The organism is Microcoleus sp. D2_18a_D3, assembly GCF_036702455.1.
GTDB lineage: Bacteria > Cyanobacteriota > Cyanobacteriia > Cyanobacteriales > Microcoleaceae > Microcoleus.
The window spans coordinates 1-23,268 of the sequence record NZ_JAUBTK010000093.1 but is presented as its reverse complement, the minus strand read 5'-3'; the positions used below and the strand labels follow the sequence as shown (position 1 = coordinate 23,268).

The 23,268-nt window shown below is 45.5% G+C and carries 19 protein-coding genes; 9 read left to right on the top strand and 10 right to left on the bottom strand.

Features of this window, described 5'->3' with window-relative positions; genetic code table 11:
- Positions 1-49: 49 nt before the first annotated feature.
- The 5 genes from QUB06_RS29115 to QUB06_RS29095 all read right to left on the bottom strand — a co-directional run bounded on the left by QUB06_RS29115 (position 50) and on the right by QUB06_RS29095 (position 7,787).
- Complete coding sequence (locus QUB06_RS29115) at positions 50-379, bottom strand: hypothetical protein (RefSeq protein WP_333148424.1); 330 nt, start codon at positions 377-379, stop codon at positions 50-52.
- Complete coding sequence (locus QUB06_RS29110; RefSeq protein ID WP_333438240.1) at positions 376-669, bottom strand: type II toxin-antitoxin system RelE/ParE family toxin; 294 nt, start codon at positions 667-669, stop codon at positions 376-378. The genes QUB06_RS29115 and QUB06_RS29110 overlap by 4 nt, the downstream gene beginning before the upstream one ends.
- A gap of 108 nt (positions 670-777) precedes the next feature.
- Positions 778-6,570, bottom strand: a complete 5,793-nt coding sequence (locus tag QUB06_RS29105) for a PAS domain S-box protein (RefSeq protein ID WP_333438239.1) — start codon at positions 6,568-6,570, stop codon at positions 778-780.
- A 90-nt stretch (positions 6,571-6,660) separates the two neighbouring features.
- On the bottom strand, positions 6,661-7,164 hold the full coding sequence (locus tag QUB06_RS29100; protein ID WP_333143349.1) for a chemotaxis protein CheW: 504 nt from the start codon (positions 7,162-7,164) through the stop codon (positions 6,661-6,663).
- 257 nt (positions 7,165-7,421) lie between these two features.
- Positions 7,422-7,787 (bottom strand): response regulator, encoded by a 366-nt coding sequence (locus QUB06_RS29095; protein WP_333143350.1) that lies wholly within the window; start codon positions 7,785-7,787, stop codon positions 7,422-7,424.
- 909 nt (positions 7,788-8,696) lie between these two features.
- Here QUB06_RS29095 and QUB06_RS29090 point away from each other — a divergent pair.
- The 3 genes from QUB06_RS29090 to QUB06_RS29080 all read left to right on the top strand — a co-directional run bounded on the left by QUB06_RS29090 (position 8,697) and on the right by QUB06_RS29080 (position 11,131).
- Positions 8,697-8,852 carry a hypothetical protein gene (locus QUB06_RS29090; RefSeq protein WP_333438238.1) on the top strand — a complete coding sequence of 52 codons (156 nt, stop codon included), beginning with the start codon at positions 8,697-8,699 and terminating at the stop codon, positions 8,850-8,852.
- A 181-nt stretch (positions 8,853-9,033) separates the two neighbouring features.
- Positions 9,034-9,855: a phosphoadenylyl-sulfate reductase gene (locus tag QUB06_RS29085; RefSeq protein WP_333438237.1), complete on the top strand. Its 822-nt coding sequence runs from the start codon at positions 9,034-9,036 to the stop codon at positions 9,853-9,855.
- 298 nt (positions 9,856-10,153) lie between these two features.
- The gene (locus tag QUB06_RS29080; RefSeq protein WP_333438236.1) at positions 10,154-11,131 is read left to right on the top strand and encodes a class II fructose-bisphosphate aldolase; all 978 of its coding nucleotides are present in this window, start codon (positions 10,154-10,156) and stop codon (positions 11,129-11,131) included.
- Between the two features lie 54 nt (positions 11,132-11,185).
- On the opposite strand, the gene QUB06_RS29075 is transcribed toward QUB06_RS29080, so the two are convergent.
- Positions 11,186-12,046: a Uma2 family endonuclease gene (locus QUB06_RS29075; protein ID WP_333438235.1), complete on the bottom strand. Its 861-nt coding sequence runs from the start codon at positions 12,044-12,046 to the stop codon at positions 11,186-11,188.
- A gap of 251 nt (positions 12,047-12,297) precedes the next feature.
- Between QUB06_RS29075 and QUB06_RS29070 the strand changes: the two genes are divergently transcribed.
- Both QUB06_RS29070 and QUB06_RS29065 read left to right on the top strand, forming a co-directional pair.
- Entirely contained in the window at positions 12,298-14,508 is a 2,211-nt protein-coding gene (locus QUB06_RS29070; RefSeq protein WP_333438234.1) for a Tex family protein, read from the top strand.
- A gap of 69 nt (positions 14,509-14,577) precedes the next feature.
- Positions 14,578-15,150 (top strand): Uma2 family endonuclease, encoded by a 573-nt coding sequence (locus QUB06_RS29065; protein ID WP_333438233.1) that lies wholly within the window; start codon positions 14,578-14,580, stop codon positions 15,148-15,150.
- A gap of 95 nt (positions 15,151-15,245) precedes the next feature.
- On the opposite strand, the gene QUB06_RS29060 is transcribed toward QUB06_RS29065, so the two are convergent.
- Positions 15,246-15,431, bottom strand: coding sequence for a hypothetical protein (locus tag QUB06_RS29060; protein ID WP_333211282.1), 186 nt, complete (start codon positions 15,429-15,431; stop codon positions 15,246-15,248).
- Positions 15,432-15,443: 12 nt separating this feature from the next.
- Entirely contained in the window at positions 15,444-16,523 is a 1,080-nt protein-coding gene (locus QUB06_RS29055) for a PIN/TRAM domain-containing protein (protein WP_333438232.1), read from the bottom strand.
- A gap of 396 nt (positions 16,524-16,919) precedes the next feature.
- Between QUB06_RS29055 and hemW the strand changes: the two genes are divergently transcribed.
- From hemW to QUB06_RS29040, 3 genes are all read left to right on the top strand, one after another.
- Positions 16,920-18,287, top strand: coding sequence for a radical SAM family heme chaperone HemW (gene hemW / locus QUB06_RS29050; protein ID WP_333438231.1), 1,368 nt, complete (start codon positions 16,920-16,922; stop codon positions 18,285-18,287).
- 226 nt (positions 18,288-18,513) lie between these two features.
- Positions 18,514-18,732, top strand: a complete 219-nt coding sequence (locus QUB06_RS29045) for a hypothetical protein (protein ID WP_333438230.1) — start codon at positions 18,514-18,516, stop codon at positions 18,730-18,732.
- 155 nt (positions 18,733-18,887) lie between these two features.
- Positions 18,888-19,160, top strand: coding sequence for a DUF1830 domain-containing protein (locus QUB06_RS29040; RefSeq protein WP_333438229.1), 273 nt, complete (start codon positions 18,888-18,890; stop codon positions 19,158-19,160).
- 139 nt (positions 19,161-19,299) lie between these two features.
- Here QUB06_RS29040 and QUB06_RS34810 read toward each other — a convergent pair whose 3' ends face one another.
- Entirely contained in the window at positions 19,300-19,581 is a 282-nt protein-coding gene (locus QUB06_RS34810; protein WP_445251432.1) for a transposase, read from the bottom strand.
- Between the two features lie 39 nt (positions 19,582-19,620).
- A complete protein-coding gene (locus tag QUB06_RS29035) occupies positions 19,621-19,968 on the bottom strand; it encodes a hypothetical protein (protein WP_333438228.1) in 348 nt (115 codons plus the stop codon).
- Between the two features lie 241 nt (positions 19,969-20,209).
- Between QUB06_RS29035 and QUB06_RS29030 the strand changes: the two genes are divergently transcribed.
- Positions 20,210-23,245 (top strand): NACHT domain-containing protein, encoded by a 3,036-nt coding sequence (locus tag QUB06_RS29030; protein WP_333438227.1) that lies wholly within the window; start codon positions 20,210-20,212, stop codon positions 23,243-23,245.
- Positions 23,246-23,268: the final 23 nt, after the last annotated feature.

The following is a 23,268-nucleotide window of genomic DNA, read 5'->3' as shown; positions in this document are numbered from 1 at the left end:
GATAAGCGGCCAGTAGTTTTGAACTCTTACCGATAACCTCGGTTCTTTGCTAATCGTTTGAACTCAAGGAATTTTCTAAGGAATTTTCTTTCGTTATTTCCGATCGCAAGCCAAGTTGTTGCCGCACTGCTTGCAATGATTTTCCTCTTTTTGCCTTCGGGCGATCGCTTGGAGGTGGCACATCGTCAGCCGAAATAACTGGTTTTTTTAGAGCAGCAAGGAGTTGGTTTAATTCTTCTTGAAGTTCTTCCACTGATTCTCCAAAAGGTGCGGTTTCTTTTTCAGAGCAGGCTGCGATCGCACCCTTATCGTCATAATACACCGTGCGAATTGTGTACCCGCCATCCTCAAAAAATACTCGATAATCCCAGTTCATCATAGTTCTTCCTCTGCTCCTTGAAATATGTATCTATTCCCCTGCTTGCCAGCGATGCGCTCTATACTGACAATTTTAACTTGCTTGTCAACGTTGTACAAAATGCGATATACACCCAATCTCAATTCCCATTCTGCTGTATTATTTGGACGCAGGGCTTTCCGGTTGCGCGTCTCAGTAGCGGGTTCATAACAAAGGTTAGCCTCAATACCGTCAACAATTACATTCTGTTCGTGTTTCTTAAACCACTGCAAATCCTCAATCGCTTGGTCTGTAAACTCAATCTCAAACACTATAGCCCCAACCTAAAAGTATTTCAAATACTCATCCATCTTACCATTCATCGCACACTGCCACAATACCCCGAATCCCGACTTCTTCAATAAGTCGGGGTTCTAAAATTACGAACGGAAATTCGCCACCGACTTTTGCAATTGGCCCAGAGAACCAGACAACTCGTCCAAAGATGCTTTTACATCCGCACCTTTTTGTGCGGTAGTATTCGCAATCTCGTTGACTTGCTGCATACTATTAGCAATTCCCTCAGCCGAAACAGTTTGCTTGGCAGATGCGCTAGTAATATTCTGTACCAAAGCATTCATTTCTCGACTAACTTCGATGATGGCATTGAGGTGAGTTTTAGCTTCGCTTGCCAGCTTAGTGCCTTCCACTACCTCCAGCGTCCCGGATTCCATTGCCTTCATCACGCGGCTGATTTCTTCTTGAATTGTACCGACAATTTCCGAGATTTCCTCAGTAGCGCCGGCGGATCTTTCTGCTAATTTCCGCACTTCTTCGGCAACAACTGCAAAGCCTAAACCTTGTTCGCCGGCTCGCGCCGCCTCAATAGTAGCATTCAGAGCTAATAAATTAGTTTGCGAAGCAAGTTGAGAAATCGAAGTCACAATTTTGCCAATTTGCTGCGAAGATTCGCCCAAACGCTTCATCATTTTCGAGGTAGAGGCGATCGTCAACCGGAGCCCGTTAATGCCTTCGACAGCTCGATCGACCGCCATACCGCCGACTTCAGCCGTTTGAGAAGACTGCTGAGCCACTGTTTCTGCCCGCACCGAAACATCTCGCACGTCGCGGATCGAATTCACAATCCGCTCGATTTCGCGCATGATGGCAGATATTTTTGCTGCTTGAATTTCTGCCTGTTGGGTGAGTTGACTGGTATTTTTAATTGACTCGCCGGTGGCAGATGTTACCTGTTCGGCTAAAGTTTGAATTCCCGTTACCACTTTCCGCAGAGAACCGATTAAGAAGTTGAAAGAGTCGGCGACAGCACCTAAAACGTCGTTAGTCACTTCCGCCCTGACTGTCAAGTCGCCTTGAGCCGCGCCTTTAATTTCTCCCAACAATTTAAGGACTTGCTGCGTCAGAGAATCAGCTTCAGCTTTACGTTCTGCGGCCAATTTTCCTAGTCGTTCTTCTGCCTCTTTGCGCTCGGTGATGTCAAAGCGAATGGCGATATATTTGACTATTTGGCCGCTGGTATCAAAGATGGGGGAGATCGTCGAATCTACCCAGTAGAACGAGCCATCTTTGCGTCGGTTTTTGATTTCCCCTTTCCACACCAAACCGCGAGAAAGTGTCACCCACATTTCTTCAAAAAATGATTTGGGATGGTGGCCGGAATTGACGAGGCGGTGGTTGCGGTGCAGGAGTTCTCCCATGCTGTAACCGGAGATTTCAATGAATCCGTCGTTGACGTAGGTAATCATGCCTTGGACATCAGTCTCGCTGACGATCGCCGATTCGTCTAGGGCATTCTGCCGAGTTTTGAGTTCTTGCAGCAAGCGTTCCTGTGCCTCGGCCAACTGCTGCATTTGCTGCTGGGATGCTCTTTGTTCGGTGACGTTGCGGCAAACGACTACGCCGCCTTTAAGCGCCCCCGTTTCGTCTTTGAGTGGCCGACCGTTAATTTTCACCCACAGGCCCTCTGGCTTGCCTGCGTGGCGGGTAAAAAGGTCTACGTCGTCAACGGCTTCTCCTCGAACCGCGCGCGATAAAGGTATGTCCGCTGGGGGATAGGGAGTTACCGTATCGGGCAAGAATAAACCGTATCTTGCTGACCATTCGTCGGGAAGAGTATCTGTCGAACCCGTGCCAAAAATATCTTCGGCGGCGGGGTTGAACAAAACAAAATTGCCTTTTTCGTCGGCAGCAATTATGCCGTCGCCAATGCTGTTTATTAGCAGTTGCAAGAGATTGCTTTGCTGGCGAAATTGGTCTTCGGAACGGGCTAATTGGGCTGTTGTTTTTTCCAGTTGCACCATCGCCTGTTTGGTTTCGGTAACGTCGCGAGCGACTGCATACATGAGCTTTAGTTCGGTTACAGGTCGCACTTTCCACGACAGCCATTTGTAGGAACCGTCTTTGCAGCGGTAGCGATTTTCATAAGACTTTAATTCAGCGCCGCTAGCTACTTTTTCCGCTTGTTCTATGGTTGATTCGCGATCGTCTGGGTGGACTAAATCGATATAATAGTTGTCTTCAAGTTCATTCGCCTTGTAGCCGAGTGTGTTTTCCCAAGAGGGATTGACGCGCTTGAATCTGCCTTCAAAACCTATAATACAAACCAAGTCTAGGGAAAGGGTAAAAAATCGATCGCGCTCTAGTTCTGCTTTTTTGCGATCGGTAATTTCGATCGCCACACCGCCGACACCGATGGGTTTGCCGTCAGATCCGGGCAAAGGAAAATATGACGCCAGCCAATCTCGCAGGACGCCCGGTTCCTTGGGGGTTGATCCCGACACCTCCATGTTTAAAAACGGTTGGTTAGTGGCGAGAATCTGCTCGAACATCGGCTGTAGAGTATTGACCATTTCTGGTACAATTTCCCTCACCGTCTTGCCGAGGTGTTCGGCAACTGAGGCGCCAGTGGTTTCCGCTAATTTCTCGTTGACTTGCACGAAGCGCAACTGCTCGTCAAAAATAAACATTGAGGCTGGGACGGCTGTGAAAAATGCGTCAAAGCGGGTTTGACGCAAAACTAATTCTCGTTCTAGGGCTTTGCGATCGGTGAGGTCGCGAGCTTCGGGAATCAGCAGCACGACTTTGCCGCTGTCGTCTACGATCGGCTTGAGGGAGAAGTCCACTGTCATCACAGCACCTCCAGCAACGAGCACGTCGGCTTCGTAGCGGACAAATTCGCCGGCGGCGGCTTTTGCGAGCGCATCTTGCGCTTTTTGCTTGGCTTCTGGGGAAATTTGCCACCACAAATTATCTACAAACTGCGTGCCTACAAAGTCTTCGCGCTCCATTCCGGCGGCGGCGAGGGCTGTTTGGTTGACTTCCAAAACGGTTCCGTCTGGTTTGAGCAGCCCCACTAATTGGAACGATTGGTCAAAAATGGCTCGGAACAGTCTTTCGCTATCGCGCAGCATCTCTTCGGCGCGTTTGCGATCGCTGATGTCGCGAGTAACTGTTGCGAACCCCATAGGCTCATCGGTTTCTGGGTGTTTGACTGTAAATAGGGTGAAGTCAACCGGAAAGTCTTCGCCGGTTTGAAAGTTCCTCAAGCGGAATTCACCCTGCCAAAAACCGTCTCGCACAGTAGCCGGCACGATTTCTTCTTTGAAAATCTTACCATTTTCTACTGAGAAGAAGTCATACATACTTTTGCTTTTGACTTCTTCAATATTTCGCAATCCTGCTAGTTTCATTCCCGCGACATTCAGGTATGTTGCCTCTCCCTCCATTGTTGCAGTCCCGATAAAATCTGAGCTGCTTTCTACGAGCGAAATCAATCTTTGCTTTTCGATTTCGGCTTGCTTGCGCTCCGTGATATCGTTGTTAGTTTCTAAAATGGCTTTGGGTTTTCCCTGTTCGTCTCGCTGCAAATTCCAACGACTAAATACGGTGATTTTAGTATCATAATTAGTGGTATGAATTACTTCTCCTTCCCAATAATCCTGCTCTTCTAACTGTGCCAAAATAGCTGCGAAAGGCTGGGGAAAAATGGTGTGCAATAGAGTATGAGTGACTTTGCCCAAGGCTGCTTCTTTTGTCCAGCCGTACATCCGTTCGGCTCCCTGACTCCAATAATTAATCGTGCCGTCCATATCCCGAACGATCAAGCCATCGCTGGCAAGATCGAGCATTTGCAAGTTCTGCTGCAATGCTTCTTCGGCGCGCTTGCGTTCTGTAATGTTGCGGGCGATCGTTGAGACAAATTCAACTTCTGAATTCTCGGATTTGTGGGCAACAATTACTTGAGAAACTGGTATTTCTTCGCCGTCTAAACTCTGCCAAACAGTCTCGCCACTCCACGCCCCGTCCCGGCAAGCTGCGGGGATGCCGACGTTCACAAGAGTGTCGATACTTTTGGGGGATGTCAGGTCAGAAATGCGGATTCCGGTTAAATCTGCGTCAGAGCCAACTCCCAACATTTCTCTGGCTGCGCGGTTGAGATAAATGGCGCGCTGTTGGGAGTCGGCTATGCCTACCCAGTCTGTTGTGGTTTCTAAAATTGCTTTGAACCGCAATAGTTCTTGTTCAGATTTGCGACGCTGTGTGATGTCGCGCGCGAAGCAGAGGATTCCTAAAATGTTGCCTTCTGCATCTTTGAGGGGCAATTTCTGGGTGTCGAAGGTGTGTACTTTGCCGTCGGCTAAGGTGGCTAGGTCGTTGGAGGCCGGCGCGAGGTGGTTGCCGGCCCGGAAGTTTTGGATTTGGTTCTGGGAATCGGTTTCGGCCTGGAAGTTGGCGAAGATTCGATCGACCGATATGCCGATTTCTGCGTCGTCTTTGCCGATAATTTCTGCTTGAGTTTTGCCGAAGGCGGCGGCGAAACCTGCATTGACTAGGGTGTAGCGCAAGTTTCGATCTTTGACGAAAATGCAGTCTGGCGTAGCGTCAATGACTGTTCGCAGCAAGTTTTGGGAGCTTTCTACTTCTGCCAGTGTCTGCCGCAGTTGTTCTTCCATTTCCACGCGATTGGTGATATCTCTAATCGCGCAAACGAGAAATTTCCTGCAGTCGGCATCTACAAAGGTACATTTTTTGGCGGAGACAAAGCGGGTATTTCCTGCTGGGTCTGTGATGGTTTTTTGGATTTCGGTGCTGGTGTTTGTCAAGAAAACTAATTCGTCTTTTTCGCGATATGTCTCTGCTTCCTGTTTGGGCAAAAACTGGTCGTAGCATTTGCCCATTAGTTCTTCTCTGCTGTGACCTAGGTATTGACAAAAAGCATCGTTTAATATTATCCAGCGGTGCTGTTGGTCTTTGACGTAAATGGGGTCGGGGATGCTGTTGAGGATGTTGTTTAAGAATTGTTCTGAGGCTTTTAATTGCTCTTGGACTGCGGTGCGATCGAGAATTTCCTGTTCCAATTGTGCGTTAGTTTGCAGGATCTGCTCGGTTCTTTCATTCACTCGCTGCTCTAGTTCTGCCGTTAGCTGCTGCAATGAGGATTCTGTCTGTTTGCGCTGGGTAATGTCGCGGCCTTCGGCGATGATTTGAAATACTTCTCCTGTTTCATTTAACAGCGGCTTAAACGACACGTCAATTACTGTCACCTGGTTGTTGAATCCGGTGATTTCGTATTCTTCCCGGACAAACTTGCCGGCCGAGACTTGTTTAATGTTCATTTTTAGGCGCTGCTGGTTGGTTGGAGATGATGCCCACCCTGGTGTCAGCCAAAATTTCAGCCCCAGCACTTCTGATGCTTGGAAATCGCCCAATTCTAGCGCTGTCTGATTTGCTTCGATCAGAGTACCGTCGGGCTCCAATAATGCGATCGCTTGAAAAGCTTGGTCGAAGATTGCGTGAAATCGCTGGGTAGTTTCGCTCAGCGCTTGTTCTGTTTCTTTTTTAGAGCTCAGGATTTGCTTGGAACCTACTAAGAATCCGTAGCGGTTGGACAAACTCAAAAAAACGAGCGCCGCCATTACAGTTATCCAATCGAACACAGTTTGTGCCACTGGAGAGTGCGGCAGCCCTAGGTATTCGGCGGCGTGGCCGCTGTGGCCGAAAGCGCAGGTCCAAAATATGGCTGCTGTGGCTGTGGCGAAGATGTCGAACCCGAATTGACGGTTTCGCCACAAACCTAAGCTGATTATCCAGGCGATGGCAAAGTAACACACACAAATAATGCAATTAGCAGCTCCAGCTACCACCGATTGGGAGAAGTCAGGCAACGTCAGGGTGAAAGTCGTTGCGATCCAGGTATAGAGAATTTCGATCATAAAATTAAGGATGGGCAAATAGGATGCGGGCGATCGTTAGTTAAATTTATTGATGGAAAGCCGTTGCAGACTTATCTTTATTGTTGATTTTTACCAGCGTTCGGAATGGGCGATCGCTTCTACATCGACAATCATTAGCAAGCGTCCTTCGGAATTGTACAAACCTTTTAAGAATGGAGCTAGGTCGGGACTGACATCTAGTGCTGAGACAATGCGATCGGGATTGAGAGGTAAAACTCCTTCGACGCGGGAGACGGCTAATCCCAGGCGCATTTTCGACAACAATCTCACGTCTCGTGGATCGGGGGCTTCTACAACTAAGATGCGGCTGTTTGGGTGGTAGGTGTCAACCGACTCAATACCGACAAACAGTCCGAAGTCTGCTGCTGCTAAGATTTCGCCCCGCAAGTTGGTTAATCCCAGCAAAAATGGCTGGGTGTTGGGAACCAGGGAAATCGGTTGTTCCTTGAGGGAAAGGACTTCCCGCACTGCCTCTAATTCTATGCCGAACAGACTGCCTCCTTGACCGAACAGGAGAAATTGCTTTGTTGCACTTGTCTGATGCCCCCCAGCGGGGGGAGCCGTTATTTTCATGGCTTATTTTTAGTTTCTAGTGTACCTTACAAATTAGAGTTTTGCTTTGACCCTAAAGCCGATCGCCGATCGAGTTTTTCAGCATCAGTTTGGGTGGCTCAAAAGTTTCCGTTAAATAAATCTGGGCTGCGGCAAATAAGCAGGTTTCTATCATTAAAGATAAACTTTTATGGGATTCCAAAACCCAGTTTATTAAAAATAACGGGGTTTGTCGGTATAATGTTTTTTGGGAAGTGGTCGATCGCTTTATATTCGGTTTACGCTGAAAGCAAGCGCTGCACTATGTGGACGAGTTGCTGAGGTTCAAACGGTTTGCTGACGTAAGCGTCGGCCCCTAAATCAGTTCCCCAAGCTTTATCGATCTCGGTGTTTTTATGAGTACAAAATACTACGGGCAATTTTGCAGTTGCGCGATCGCCCCGCAATTCTCTGATCACTTCAAACCCGTTCATTCGCGGCATCACTACATCTAAAACGACCAAAGCCGGAGGGGTTTTGCGGATCAGGGCGATCGCCTCTTCGCCGTCGCCCGCCCGGAGCACCTCCAATCCGGCATCTTGAAGAATGCGGCAGATTATTTCTAGTTCGCTCTTTACGTCGTCCACTACTAAAATTTTGGACATGATTCCACACTTCCTTGCTGTTATTGACAGCGGACTATGTTTATTCAGAAGCTGACGCGATCGGCGGCGATGAGACTAGACCGCTTTCGGGACAAATTAATGTACTTCCAAATACAATATAGCCGATCGTATGGCTCAAGGTTAGCTGTCAGCGATAAAAAGCGATAAAAATTTACTTTGGTCACGGAATCGCTCTGAATAAATTAATAGGCAATTAGTAATTGATTCTTGGTAATTCCCTGTTGGAAAACCAACAGCTATTAGTATAGCAATCCTTGCCGAAGTCGTAAATTTTTACCCTACCCCCACCCTCCCCGAACCCGCTCGATCGGGAGTAAGAAATTTACCAATAATTTAGGATGACCATATAAGGATATATGGGAAAAACAAGCCGAATCTTCTACGTTTATTAGCTTGGCTTTCAATGATTTAGTTTGAGGGGGTGCCTAACTGGTGCTAGACAAATTATTTATTCAGCGCCATAAGACGCAATTAAAAAGTACCTATAGCGGTGCTAATCCTGGGAAAACACAAGGTTATTTTTAGGCAAAATACAGCACTAACTCGCTGAAAAAACGCTATACTTTTATTGATTAGATAACTTAAATCTTAGAATACTAACAATAATGTTTAAAGCTTTTTGTTGTGGATATTTTATAATGGCGGGCAAATTCATATCAATTTCGGTAGCATCGAAATAGTAAAATACCGTCAACAGTCAATCGATTTTAGATTTTAGATTTTAGATTTTAGATTGTCAACAGTCAACAGTCAACAGTCAACAGTCAACAGTCAACCATCACGGATGGTGCAACCGGAATCGATCTAATTCATCTGCGTTAATCTGTGTTAATCTGCCTGTATCTGCGGTCAAAAAAAGATAATTTTTTCACCGCAGATGACAAGAGATTGACGCAGATTCACGCCGATGAAAAGAATAGAGATAGGAATAATTCCGATGCTAACAGATTTGATATCAATGGGCCGCGCGACAGTCCCATTTTAGCCAGTAGAGGAGTGTTGGGTTCACCAAAACTGCTACCAGCAGGCGATCGCCATCCTTAAGCTCGATCGTGGACTCAGCCGAAAAGACTGCTGCAAGATGCGGTCAATCGATTTTAGATTTTAGATTTTAGATTTTAGAATAGAAGAAGCGCTCACACTGATAAATCCGGGGGCTGGTGATGAGCAGTCGGAGCTTTTTTCTCGCTTCACGGATGAATCCGGCGGCCCCGGACGAAATTGCTTGATTGTCAAATTAGTCGGTGAGGGAGAGACGGCGATCGGCTATAATAAAGGGCTAGAGGAAAAGAACACGCTCAGACCCGAAAATATGGTTGCCATCCAAAGAAATCTCAACATTGCCGCCCTAGAAGCAGAATACAGTCAAAAAACCCCGCGAGAAATTATCAAATTTGCCCTAGAAAATTTTGACAATATCTCAATTTCTTTCAGCGGTGCAGAAGATGTAGTTCTGATCGATATTGCCTCAAAAATTACCAAAAATTTCCGCGTTTTCACCCTAGACACCGGACGACTGCACTCAGAAACCTATCAGTTTTTGGATCAAGTCAGAAAACATTACGGCATTAAATTAGAAGTAATGTTTCCCGATGCAGCAGAAGTACAAGCCCTAGTAGAAGAAAAGGGATTGTTTAGTTTTTATCAAGACGGTCACAAAGAATGCTGTGGCGTGCGGAAAGTCAAGCCGCTGCGCCGCAAACTGAATACTCTCGATGCTTGGATTACCGGTCAGCGCAAAGACCAAAGTCCCAGTACCCGCAACGGTATTCCGGTTATTGAAGTTGACACTGCATTCTCAACTCCTGACCATGAATTAATTAAATTCAACCCCTTAGCAAACTGGTCTTCGGCAGAGGTTTGGGAATACATTCGCGCTTTGGATGTGCCTTACAACAAGTTGCACGAACGCGGTTTTGTAAGTATTGGTTGCGAACCTTGTACGAAGCCGATATTGCCGAACCAACACGAACGCGAAGGTCGCTGGTGGTGGGAAGAAGCGACCGTAAAAGAGTGCGGTTTGCACGCTGGTAACGCACAAACATAGTAAATCACTCAAGGAGTAAGTAAGGTGGGCTAGGCTCACCAAACAAATAGTAGGGTGCGCTAGGCGCACCTTACCCAAGAATAAATGCACTTCACATAAATCGTAGCCGAAGAATTCGCAATTAAAATAAACACAAATTAAGCAGAGCTTGCCCTTGAAATTTGATATAATGAGCGACATGGCGAATAAATGTTAGCCGAAGAATTCGCAATTAAAATAAACACAAATTAAGCAGAGCTTGCCCTTAAACTTTGATAGAATGATCGACATTCACAAAAGTTTTTAAAGTAGGTACTATATGCTCGCGTCTACTAGCGAATTGCTGAACACGGCATTGAGAAATGGTTATGCGATCGGCGCTTTTAACGTCTACAACCTCGAAGGAGTAAAAGCCGTCATCAATGCGGCCGAAGCGCTGGACAGTCCTGCTATACTGCAAATTCACCCCAGCGCCCTCCAATACGGCAAATCGCCTTTAGTCGCGCTGTGCATCAAAGCGGCCCGCAAATCTTTAATGCCGATCGCAGTACACTTAGATCACGGCACCTCAGAAAAAGACATTCACCTCGGCTTAGCTGCGGGCATTAAATCAATTATGGCAGACGGTTCTTTTTTGCCATACGAACAAAACTTAATATTTAGCCGGGAAATGACTAAATTAGCCCACGCTAACGGTGCGGCAGTGGAATCAGAAATCGGCAGAATTAGTGGCAGGGAATACGGTTTGACCATCGATGAGAAAGCCGCAAAAATGACCGATCCAGTAGCAGCAGTAGAGTTTATCAAAGAAACTAAGGTGGATTTTTTAGCCGTAACAATTGGTAACGTTCACGGCAAATATTTAAGCGAACCAAAACTTGATTTTCCGCGTCTGGCAAAAATCCGGGCTGCTGTTTCAGTGCCGTTAGTGATGCACGGTGCTAGCGGTTTGCCGGAATCAATGATTCATCAATGTATTGAATTCGGAGTATCGAAATTTAATGTGAATACAGAAGTTCGCGAAGCTTATATGGGCGTGTTAAAAAGTAGCATTTCTTTGTCAGATCCGGATTTGTTGGAAATAATGGAAAAAGCTATCGATGCCATGCGATGGGTCATTTCTGACAAACTGCAACTTTTCGGTTCTGTCGGTAAAGCTTATTTGCATTACTCTCTCGATACCGATGACTTGACCGAAAAGAGTACCACCAACCAACAAACAAGCCGCAACCAATCAAGTTTTGATCGAATGTTAAAGCCTGTGTATAGTGAGGCTTTCAGTCTTCTTGTGAAGTAAAAAAAACTCCAGTCCTGACTGCGAACCCGTTTTTAGTCAGGACTTCAGTGCTCTCTAACCGTTTAAAAATCGATCGGGATCGATGCCAGATTCCCGCAGCCGCCGAATTAAAGACTGCAATTGAGCTTCCGCTTGTTGAGCCCTAGATTCCGCTGACTCGGCCCGCTGCCGTTGCTGTTCCGCTTCAGTCAGAATCCAATTGCCATCAACATCATACCAGCGCAGCCACAGTCGATCGATTCCCTGAAACTCTCCTTGCCACAAACCCAAGCCCAAACTTAGATCAGCAATCCACACTCGCGACTCGGGCAATTCTAATTCTTGATAGTGTCCGCCCTTCAATTCAAACACTCGCAACCTGTTAGTATAGCGGCTGAAGACGGCATAAATAGGAACCCGCAAAATTTGCTCGTAAACCTCCCATTTTCTAGGCGGTTCCTCCTTCGTCTCCCGATCCAAAACTTGCCCGTTACCCGCAGCGTTTCCCGACTGAAGTGGCAATTTTTCCTCATCGGTATTGTCGCCTAAATCTTCTTTTTCCGTTCCCGGCGAAAGCAGTTCTACAATTACAAAAGGATTCACGCCTTCCTGCCAAGTAACATAACTCATCCGCAGTTCGGATCGATCGTAAAGTCGGGGAACTCCCACAACTCCAAACCAATCCGGCCGCTTGTGCCACAGAGTGTGATGCACGTCATAATAAAGGTTCATGTCGGTGCCGCTAAATATCTCAGAAGCCGGATAATTCCGAGGCCGAAACGTCAGGCTCAACAACTGCGGCTGTAAATCGTGAAATTCGTCAGGCAAACCAGGTTCCTCCGGGTCTTCGCTGGGTAAATCATACATCGTCGGCAGCGTTTCTCTGGGCGATCGCGGCGGATCTGTTTGCGGCACAGGATATTTAAAAGGAAACATATAATATTGAGAAATGACTGCATTTATGCTAACATCACGGGAACATCCCAATGAGAGCTTTCACAGGAATGCAAGCCGGAGAGCTAGAAGCGAGATATATCGGCTTTGCTGTGCGGGACGATCGCACTCCTAGAAAAGGATTTTAACAAAAATGGGATGATTCCCTTTTCTTCCTCTGTGCTGTGAAGTTAATCTAAAATCTAAAATCTAAAATCTAAAATCTAAAATCGACTGATCCGAAATTCTGCACTATGATCGACATTCCTCAACTGATTGCTCAAGAACTTTCCATTAATCTGTCTCAAGTCAATAATGCTCTGGAACTTTTCGCAGAGGGAGCAACTATTCCGTTTATTGCCCGGTACCGCAAAGAACGCACGGATTTGCTGAATGAAATTCAGTTGCGGGATATATCAGATCGCTTCACCTATCTGACGGAAATTGAAGAGCGCAAAAAGTCGATTTTAGATACGATTAGCTCTCAGGGAAAACTCACAGAAGAACTGCAATCTAAAATCGAATTGTGTTTGCAAAAAAACGAACTCGAAGACCTTTATCTGCCTTACAAACCCAAGCGGCGGACGCGAGCGACAATTGCTAGGGAAAAAGGTTTGGAACCGCTGGCGAATTTTATCAAAGGTCTGAACTTACCGACGGCTAAACCAGCAGACTTTGAGGCGGAAGCAGCTAAATACATTTCCGAAGAAAAGGGAGTGAAGACAGCAGAAGAAGCTCTCAAAGGTGCTGCGGATATTTTGGCGGAAGCGGTTTCGGAAAAAGCAGAATTGCGGGCTTATTTGCGAGAATTTTTGATGAAAACCGGAGTTTTTGTCTCGAAAATAAAAGATGATTTCCCGGAAGGAAGCACTAAATTTGAAATGTACCGCAATTATCAAGTTGCAGCGAGAAGCGTTCAGTCGCACAATATGTTAGCGCTGTTTCGCGGGGAAACGGAAGGGGTTTTAGATTTGGAACTGGCTTTTGATGAATCCGCAGTAATGGCTTATTTGGAAGGTCAGGAAATTAGAACTAGGATACCGGAAGTTAAAGAGTTTTATCGATCGACCTTGAAGGATGCCTTCAACCGACTGATGAAGACTTCGTTAATTACAGAAGTACGATCGCACAACAAAGCCGTCGCTGATATCGAGTCCATTGCCACTTTTGAAACCAACCTCCGCGAGTTGCTGCTGTCGGCGCCGGCGGGAATGAAACCCACACTGGCGATCGATCCGGGATTTCGCACCGGGTGTAAAGTTTCGGCCCTCGATGAAACCGGGCAATTTTTAGAATATCAAGCAATTTTTCCCCACCAAGCAGCCGCTCAGCGCCAGCAAGCTGGTAAAATTGTCAAGCATTTAATTGAAAAATATAAAATTGAATTAATCGCGATCGGCAACGGTACAGCTTCCCGCGAAACAGACGAATTTGTTTCGGAAGTTTTGGCAGAAATGGACAGGAAACCGATTAAAGTCATGGTGAATGAATCCGGTGCATCGATTTATTCCGCAAGCGAAGTGGCGATCGCCGAATTTCCCGATCTCGACATCACCGTTCGTGGCGCAGTCAGCATCGGACGGCGCTTGCAAGATCCCCTCGCCGAACTCGTGAAAATCGACCCGAAATCAATAGGAGTCGGCCAATACCAGCACGATGTTGACCAAAAACTGCTCAAAAAGAAACTCGACGAAACAGTCGAAAGCTGCGTTAATTATGTCGGAGTTGACTTAAACACAGCCTCGAAAGAACTGCTGACATTTGTATCGGGAATGACGGCAACTGTTGCCAAAAATATCGTCAATTACCGCAACGAAAACGGCGCATTTAAAAATCGCCGCCAACTCCTGAAAGTTCCCAAACTCGGGCCAAAAGCTTTTGAACAAGCCGCCGGGTTTCTCCGCATTCGCGGCGGCGAAAACCCCTTGGACAATACAGCAGTTCATCCAGAAAGTTATCCTGTAGTGCAGGCGATCGCCAAGGATTTAGACTTGCCGCTGACAGGGATAACACAAATATCGGAAAAAATCAAGACTGTAAACATCAAGAAATATGTCACCGAAAAAGTCGGAGAACCAACACTCAGAGACATTATTTCCGAACTAGAAAAACCGGGAAGAGACCCGCGAGCCGAGTTTAAATATGCCACTTTCCAAGCAGGAATCAAAGAAATCTCCGACTTGCAAGTTGGGATGGAATTAGAAGGCATAATCACGAATGTAGCTAACTTTGGAGCCTTTGTTGATGTGGGAGTGCACCAAGATGGTTTGGTTCATATTTCTCAATTAGCCGATCGCTTCGTAGATGACCCCAAACAGATTGTTAAAGTCGGACAAGTGGTGAAAGTGCGGGTTTTGGAGGTGAATGAGAAGTTAAAGCGGGTTAGTTTGACGATGAAGCTGCAAGAAAAACCGCAACCGCAAAATGGCAATAGCGCGAGGCTTCCGGCCCCGCGCCGACGTTAAAATTTTGGGGGAAAGGTGAAAAAGGGCGATCGGCTATAATTGTGTAGTCCTCACCAACCTCCAAATTATATGGTTGCAAGTAAAAGCGACACCTACGTCTCTCCTGAAGATTATTTAGCCGCTGAGAAAGTCAGTCCGATCAAACACGAGTACAGGCAAGGTGAAATCTATGCAATGGCAGGGGCAAGCAAAGCTCATGTCATCATTTCCGGAAATGTGTTTGCACTGTTGAGAAATCATCTTCGGGGAAGTGGCTGCATACCTTACATCGCAGATATGAAAGTTCGGAAGGAGACATCTAATTTTTTTTACTATCCCGATGTAGCGGTGACTTGCGATGAACGGGACAGAAATACTGCTGAAGATTTCATTATCTACCCCTGCTTAATTGTGGAAGTTTTATCGCCGACAACAGCGGCTTTTGACAGAGGCGATAAATTTGCTGATTACCGCACTTCTGAAAGTTTGCAAGAGTATGTATTAATCAATCAAGAAAGAGTTAGTGTAGAGTGTTTTCGTCGGAATGCAGAGGGTTTGTGGGTGCTTTATCCTTACACTCAAGGGCAAGAAGTTCAGTTTGCTAGCGTTAATTTTAGCTGTGCGATAGAGACATTGTATGAAGATGCGATCGAGATTGGTTGATTTTAATTACTCCTGAATCACTGATGTTGATATGATTGAACCGCGAAGACGCGAAGGACGCGAAGGAAGAGAATAGAAGAAGAAGCTGGTAATGGCTATTTTTTCTTGCTGGCTTTCCAAGTGCCGCCGTAGAAGTAAAAAGGATTGTTTTTACTTACCGATTCCCAACATTTAAGACATAAAAAAAACCACTGCCCCGACTCGTCATACCGGGCGCGGTAGAGAGTCGGGGCAGATTGGGAACAGCGATCGCAATATTTGATTCTGATTGCCCTGGCCATTGTTACTCAGTTTCAAACAATAACGGACTCTTGAGGGCGGGCGAATATCATGCGGCCGGCGCTGGTTTGCAGGGCGCTGGTAACTACGACTCTGGCTTCGCCGCCGACATAGCTGCTTCCTGCTTCTACGACAACCATTGTGCCGTCATCCAAGTAACCGATTCCCTGAGAGGGTTCTTTGCCTTCTTTGCGGATTTTTAGTTCGATCGTATCTCCCGGCAAATAAGTCGGGCGCACCGCATGAGTCAAGTCGTTGATATTCAAAACCGGCAGTTTTTGGACGGTAGCTACTTTCGACAAGTTGTAATCGTTGGTGAGCAAAATGCCGTCGATATCCAAGGCGAAGCGGACTAATTTCGCATCGACTGTGGCAATATCTTCGTAGTCAGCCGAGTGAATTTGAATGCGTTCTGGATATGTTTCTTTGATGCGGTTGAGTACATCTAAGCCGCGGCGCCCGCGCACTCGCTTTTGATCGTTGGCGGAATCAGCTATCAGTTGCAGTTCTTGGAGTATGAATTGCGGGATAATAATTTGACCTTCGAGGAAACCTGTTTCTAACAGGTTTTCGATCCGGCCGTCAATAATGCAGCTAGTATCGACAACTTTGGCAGAGGCTGGTTTGAATGTTCCTTCGGCTACCAACACCGTGTCAAAGCTTTTGGGGTTGATCAGCCGCAAGAAAGCGCGGCCGTGGGTGTCGGTCAAACTGACGCCTGTGAAGCCGAACATGACGCTACCCAAGACTGCGACTAGAGGTTTGATGAAACCGAACTCGCGGGGAATCGGCAGCAAGAATAGCGGAGCCAGCATTAAGTTTGCTACTAGCAGTCCGATGATTAAGCCGATCGCCCGCGTCAGCAGCATCTCCACTGGCATATCGCGGACTTGTTTTTCCAGGCGCCGGTAGGTTGTTTGAGCCACTAATCCCAGCACGAAGCCGATTAATGCTCCAAAGGAACCTAGTACAGAACTTAAACCTTGTATATTTGTAACTTGCTCCAGCAGCTCTGTCGGCAGGAGTTCGACTCCGTAATAGCCAATGCCTCCGCCTGCGATTACGAATGAGATAATTATGATTGCGTCTAGCATTAGTTCTAGGTTAATGAATTTATTCACATTATATCTTTCCGGTGCTGATACTTGTTTTCATGCTTTGGTCGGATATCGCCATATTTACTCAGGAATTTTCATAAACTTATATTTCGCGGTTGTACCCTTTGGGGGATGTGCCAGGGAGTCGCTCGGAATTTACCACGCCCCACCGCAAGCAGGCACGAGGTGCGAATAGACCGCCATGCGGGATGTCCGGGAATGGTGGCCGATCTAAACCGGTACGACGTTAAATTAAAAGAGCCGTAGCTTGCGGGGCGGGACGCCATCGTTCGCAGCGCTTTTTTGGTAAGAAAATGTCATAATATACATAATTATTCATGATTGTTTAATTAAAACTTTAGATTTGAAGTTGCGCTTTCGGCTTGATATGTAATGAACCCTCCCACAGATTATTTAACATTTGAATTAAAAAAAAGTGTGCAAGCGGCAAATTCCGGGATTCCCAGTTCGGCTTACCTGCACATACCTTTTTGTCGCCGCCGCTGTTACTACTGCGATTTTCCGGTTTTTGTGGTGGGCGATCGCAAAAATGGCGAGAATTCCGGCACAATTGTGCAATACGTTGCTGTACTGTGTCAAGAAATTCAAGAAACTAAAAATTTAGGCGCATCTCTGAAAACAGTTTTTTTTGGTGGCGGCACGCCTTCGCTGCTTTCTGTCAGTCAGTTGAGCAATATTTTAGAGACTCTCGACGGCAAATTTGGGATTGATGCTGGGGCGGAAATTTCTATAGAAATAGATCCGGGTACGTTTACTTTAGAACAGTTGCGGGGATATGCAGCGGCGGGAGTAAATCGAGTTAGTTTGGGAGTGCAAGCTTTTCAGGATGAATTGCTGCAAGCTTGCGGACGATCGCACTCTGTCGCTGATATTTTTGAAGCAGTGGAAATAGTGCGATCGGCTGGTATTGTCAATTTCAGTTTAGACCTAATTTCGGGACTGCCTCACCAAACTTTAGAACAGTGGGAAGCCTCCCTGAAATCGGCAGTGGAAATTTCCCCGACTCACCTGTCGAGTTACGACTTAATTGTTGAGCAGGGAACTGCTTTCGGGCGCTACTTTGAAGCAGGCGCGCAGCCGCTACCAGCAGATGAAACCGCTGCTGGAATGTACCGTTTAGCGCGGGAAATTCTGACGGGTGCTGGCTACGAACATTACGAAATTTCTAATTACGCTCGCGATGGCTATCAGTGCCGCCACAACCGCGTTTATTGGGAAAATCGCCCTTATTACGGTTTGGGAATGGGGGCGGCGAGTTACGTGGAAGGCCGGAGGTTGACTAGACCTCGCAAAACTCAAGAATATTATCAGTGGGTGCGATCGATCTCTGGCCTCAATTCCCCAGCAACTCCTAAAATTGGGGGGGAAACCCAGCAGGATATTTACCCAGCAATTGAGCAAAATTTTCCCGTCTCAGAAAATGACGTTTTGTTAGAAACGCTGATGCTAGGTTTGCGTTTAGCAGAAGGAGTTAGCCTGTCGGCGCTGACTCAAAAGTTTAGTCAGCAAACGGTTGATAAAATTTGGCGTTGTTTGCAGCCCTACTGGCGGCAAGGATGGGTGGAAATTATCACGGAGGATGAGGCGATTCCCTACGGGATAGCTCCGCTTCACGCAACTTTCGGCGAGGCCGCGAAACTGCCGCTTTCGGGCAATTTGAGGTTGAGCGATCCGGAAGGTTTTTTATTTTCTAATACAATTTTAGCCGATTTGTTCAGCCAGTTAGGCGAAAATAATTAGCTCTGTCTGAGGAAGTATACCCCCCGGCAAGCGCGAGTGGCAGTAAAGCCGGGGCCGCCAATGCGATCGGAAGCAAATTAAATTGCTCCCTCGCTTTATACTGTCAAAAATAATATATTTTCTATCGATCCCTCAACAAAACTTAAGGCAAAGTAAGCCTTCAGATAGAGGCCACGACTGCACTTCAGCCGTCATACTTAAGACTGAACATTTAAAAAGTAATTTAATGAACACTTTAACTATCGAGCGCAACCAAACCCAAAAGCAGCCCTGCCTTGTAATTAGCGATCGCGGTTGCAATCCGGCTTCCAAGTGTAATTTTTGCGGTCACTACCAACAGGCAAGAGGTTCAGTCGGTCACTGTCAATTGTTGAATGCACCTGTTAGAGGAGGATGGAAATCTTGCACTTTAGCAATGCCGGCTTTTGCACCTTCTTGGGAATAGGGGGAAGGCGCTGATGTTTCCCCGGAGAAATTTATTAATTAACCCAAAGAATGTAAAAAAAATGTATAAAAAATTCTGTTTTAACTGGGAATCTGCTATAATAAGCTTAGGCCTCTCGCGCCTCTATCGCACAATTGCACAAACAAGTTAAAAAGATGAATTTGACACTGACTCAGGTAATTTCCGAACCTCATACGCGCATTTTGTGTTGGTATCTAAATAATACTAGCAAAGTGCAAATCGCTCGCATTACAAATATTCCTAATTGGTATTTTGAGCGGACAGTGTTTCCGGGGGAACGTTTTTTGTTTGAAGCGCTGCCGGAAGCTCAGTTAGAAGTTTGTAGGAGTGCGGAGACGGGTGCGATTGTGTGCGAGCGAATTTTGTGCGATCGGCTGCGAGTTGAAGAATTAAGCACGGCTGATTGAAGATAATTCCCCAGACTTACCAACGAGAGGTAGAAACCCGGTTTTTTTTCAGAAACCGGGTTTCTCTGTATGATTATAAAAACTCGGTTCGCGATCGCACTTGTGACATCATAAACCCGGTTTCTTCGTATATTTCTCGTTACTTATACCAATTAACTAGGAAGTTGCACTTACATATAGCCTCAAGGATATAATCCCAACCACAAAGAGAGAAAACATCTTCGATTATCAGAGATTTGATAATTACATCCACCTTTTGTTTAAGTTTATCTAAACTAGAATAGTTTTCCCATTTTATGTCTAGTTTTACATATTCCCACAATCTCTCAATTGGATTTAACTCGGGACTATAGGCGGGCAGATATAGAGAGTATTTGACATCGGGTAATTCAGGACTTATGCAGCTTGCAAACCAAAACACTAGCTATGGAGATGCTGCGTAAGTCCCGAAGAGAAAGGTTTAGGCCCAGAGATTAGGCTTCCATTGATGGCGGATAGCTTCAACCAAAAGTCCTTCTGGGTTCCGCACCGTTCCCCGCTGCTGATTTTCTGCAACAACCGCCATTGCATCCCGTACCACCTCAACGCTGGTAGTGAAAAGGAAGTTTTTGAGCCTGAGATTCAATTTGAATCCGGCTGCTTCTACTTCTTGCAAAATGGTATTATGGCGATCGCTTGCGGGAACTGGTTGAGTCTTGGCCGAATTCGGATCGGCCTGAGCTAAGGTCATTAGATGATCCAGGCGATCGACACCGTAAGAATCAGCAAAGTCTTTAGCTACCTGTATGTAGTTAATCAGTGATGTCATATTTAAGCCCTCTTGGTTCTTTAACTTACTAAACTCAGAGTAATCTCCACTTAGTACCCCAAGCCTAGAGGGGCTCAATAAAGCCTGAAAGTCCTATCAACTCTGGCTATGTAGCTTGGGAAGCGTTTGGGTCTACCCCAAACGTTTTTTGTATAAATTCCTTAGAATGGGTATATGCAGTTTGGGGTAGGCTTGGGTTAACCCAAACCAGTTCAGAAAACTTCTGTAAGTAATTAAATCTATGGGGCGGACGGATAACTGGGGAGACGAGCCGCTGAAGCGGGCGAAGCATCTAATAAAGTTTCTAGTGTCTTATAACAATCACAGTCGCAGCAATTTGTCCGCAGATTGGCGAAATGAAAACAGTGATCGCCCTGAGTTAGACATCAGGACAACTCTGTTGGATCTGGCATGGCTGCTTTACCCTGAACGCATCAATTCAAATCGTGACTCCAAAGCAAAGAAAGAAAAACCTGAAATTCAGACTACAATTGACTACCTCAAAGAATTAGACATTGTGCGGGAGAACAGCCCGTCTGGTGAAAAAAGCCAGGGGATACGGACTTTCACGTTTATCCTTTGGCACGCAAGCCGTGTAGAGCATAATCTGAGACAGTTGGAGTTAGCCTGGGGAAACCGCCCCAAATCAGAAAAGTCTAAAACTGACAAAACCGCATCAGTAAGCATTCCACCGAAATCTGATGGTGCTAAAAAAGAACTAGCTCCACAACTTGAGTCCACGATAAAAACTTATCTTTCTAAATCTTTTAGTGCTGATAAATTTGCTGAATTAGATCAAGCTGGCGAACCGGAAACAGGTGGAGAGCGTCGCACAGAACTAAAACAAGTTTTTATTGACCTTGAGGTTAAATTCTATAAGAGGATAAACCCCCGTGATTGGAGTATAGAAAAATTTTTACAGTCAGGGAGTAGACTTCCTTTACTCGATCGTGATGACTTCTTGGTTGAGGGAAGTGATAATTATTCTGCAATGAAATGTCTCCTTAAGGAGAAATGGCTTAAAGTTGTAATTATTGGTGGTCCTGGTCAGGGCAAGTCCACTTTAGGACAGCAAATTGCTCAAGTGTATCGTGCCAAATGGCTCGGTACATCTTATGATTTTGCGGATCAGATTAAGGTTGAACGCATTCCTTTTAGAGTTGTACTGAAGTATTTTGCCCAGTGGCTTGCTAACAAACCTGATTCTGATAGCATCGAGGCTTACCTCGCTAAGAATATAGGCGATGTAGCTTTGCGACCTGGAGAGATATCTTCTAAAAATATCCAGGAGATTTTTGAGTGTAAAAAATGCCTCCTAATTTTAGATGGATTGGATGAAGTTGTAGACCCTCATTTACAAGAGCGAATGCTTTCAAGCATTTATAGTTTTCTAGATTGGACAGAACACTCAAATATTAATTTAAAAGTTCTAGCTACTTCTCGCCCCAATATATACGAAGACCAATTTGACCCTAAAAGCTTTATACATTTGGAATTATTACCTCTGTCCTCGAAGCAGGTCAAAAAATATGCTGAAAAGTGGGTAGAGACCAGAAATTTGCGTAAAGAAGAACGAGATAGGATAATTCGTACACTAGCAGAATGTCAGCAAGATGAAAGGATATCTACCTTATTAAAAACTCCCTTACAAGTAACTATCATCTTACTGATTATCAAAAATGGTGGTCGTCCCCCAGGAGAAAGAGAAGATTTATTCGATAAATATTGGGATACCATACTTAAACGAGAAAAAAGTAAGGACAAGGATCTTATCAAGAGTGATGATACTACCTTGCTAAATCTTCATGCCTACTTCGGTTATTTACTACACTGTCGTGCTTCTAATCAAAACGTTCAATCTCTTTTGTCAGAAGAAGAATTAAAGGAATCAATCTTTAAGTTTTTGCGAAAAAGAGATAGTCAATCATCGCAAAAAGATATTAATTTAAGAGTAAAGCAGTTTATCACCGATGCCAAAGACAGACTGGTATTAATTGTTTCACCTAAACCCGGCTTATTTGGATTTGAGTTGCGTTCTTTTCAAGAGTTTTTTGCCGCCGTTTACTTATTTAAGAAACGAGAACGTTTTGAACATTTGAAGTCTATTGTTTGTTCGGAACACTGGCGGTATGTTGCTTTGTTCCTAGCTGGTCGCATTGTTCGTGAATTGGGTGACGAGGCAGATGGTATTGTTAGATATGTCTGTCGTCAAGTAGATCAACCTAGAGATGGAGAAGTTGCAAATCACTACTTACGACCTGGATCGGGATTTGCTCTAGAAGTCGCAGCCGATGGGTCTTTCAGTAAGGAATACCGTGACCTTCAGCGTGAAGCTATTGAGTATGGTCTAGAGGTTTTGGAAACAGGGCTAACAGAGGGACAGCAGCATAAACTAAGTTCCTTGACAGGGCAACTGTCTAAAAGAGACAAGCACGACCTTCTCCGCCCCGCTCTAGAAGGTAAACTTAGCTCGAAGGATTTACCAGAAACCTGTTGGGAAATTTCTTTGAATCTCTATGGTCAGCATTTTGGCTCAACACAATTCTTTCAGAAGAAAATTGATGCTTTGCTTGAAATTCAACAGAAAAATTTTGTGCTTTCTGCATTGAACCTTGCGCTGCGCTATGAATCTGAGCCTTCATGGATGGTGGAGCGACTGCAAAGTCACTGGTCATACTGGAAAAAAGACATACCTTCGGTATTTTTCCGTTCACACACATATGTTGAAAAGTTGTTGAATTATTGGTCACTTTCTGAAGGTGAAGCAACAGAAATAGCTGAAACAATGTTTGATAGTCCTTGGAGATATGAGCCTTTTCATTCTAGTAAAGAACCTGTATGGGATCTGCCAGAACCAAAGACACTTTCGGAGCAATTAATACTAATGTTGAGGTGTCTCCGTATAATAGCCTTCCTTAGAATGCAAGTACCTAGTAACCGCTTAGACATTAGGATAGATGAGGGCGATGCTGTCCTTTCATCTGCAATACGTATGCGAACTAGAGTGAACCATCAATCATCTGTTCTCTCTGTTCCTGATGATACTGCTGAAACTGTGGAGCGTCTGTTGCAGCATTCGGAATTAATACCAGAACTTAGAGTAAGTTTATGGACAATTTTATTGATAATTAATAAGCCGAATCAAGCAAATGTATCTACCTTTTTGGAGAGCATCATTTCCAGTGAACAAAGCCTAGCACTCTTAAGAAAATTCTGCTTTTATGGGAGCATCCCGGTTTTGCAAAAGCCTCAAATGGCCAAGAGATCGTTGAGGTAAGCACAACGAAGTTTTAGCATTTG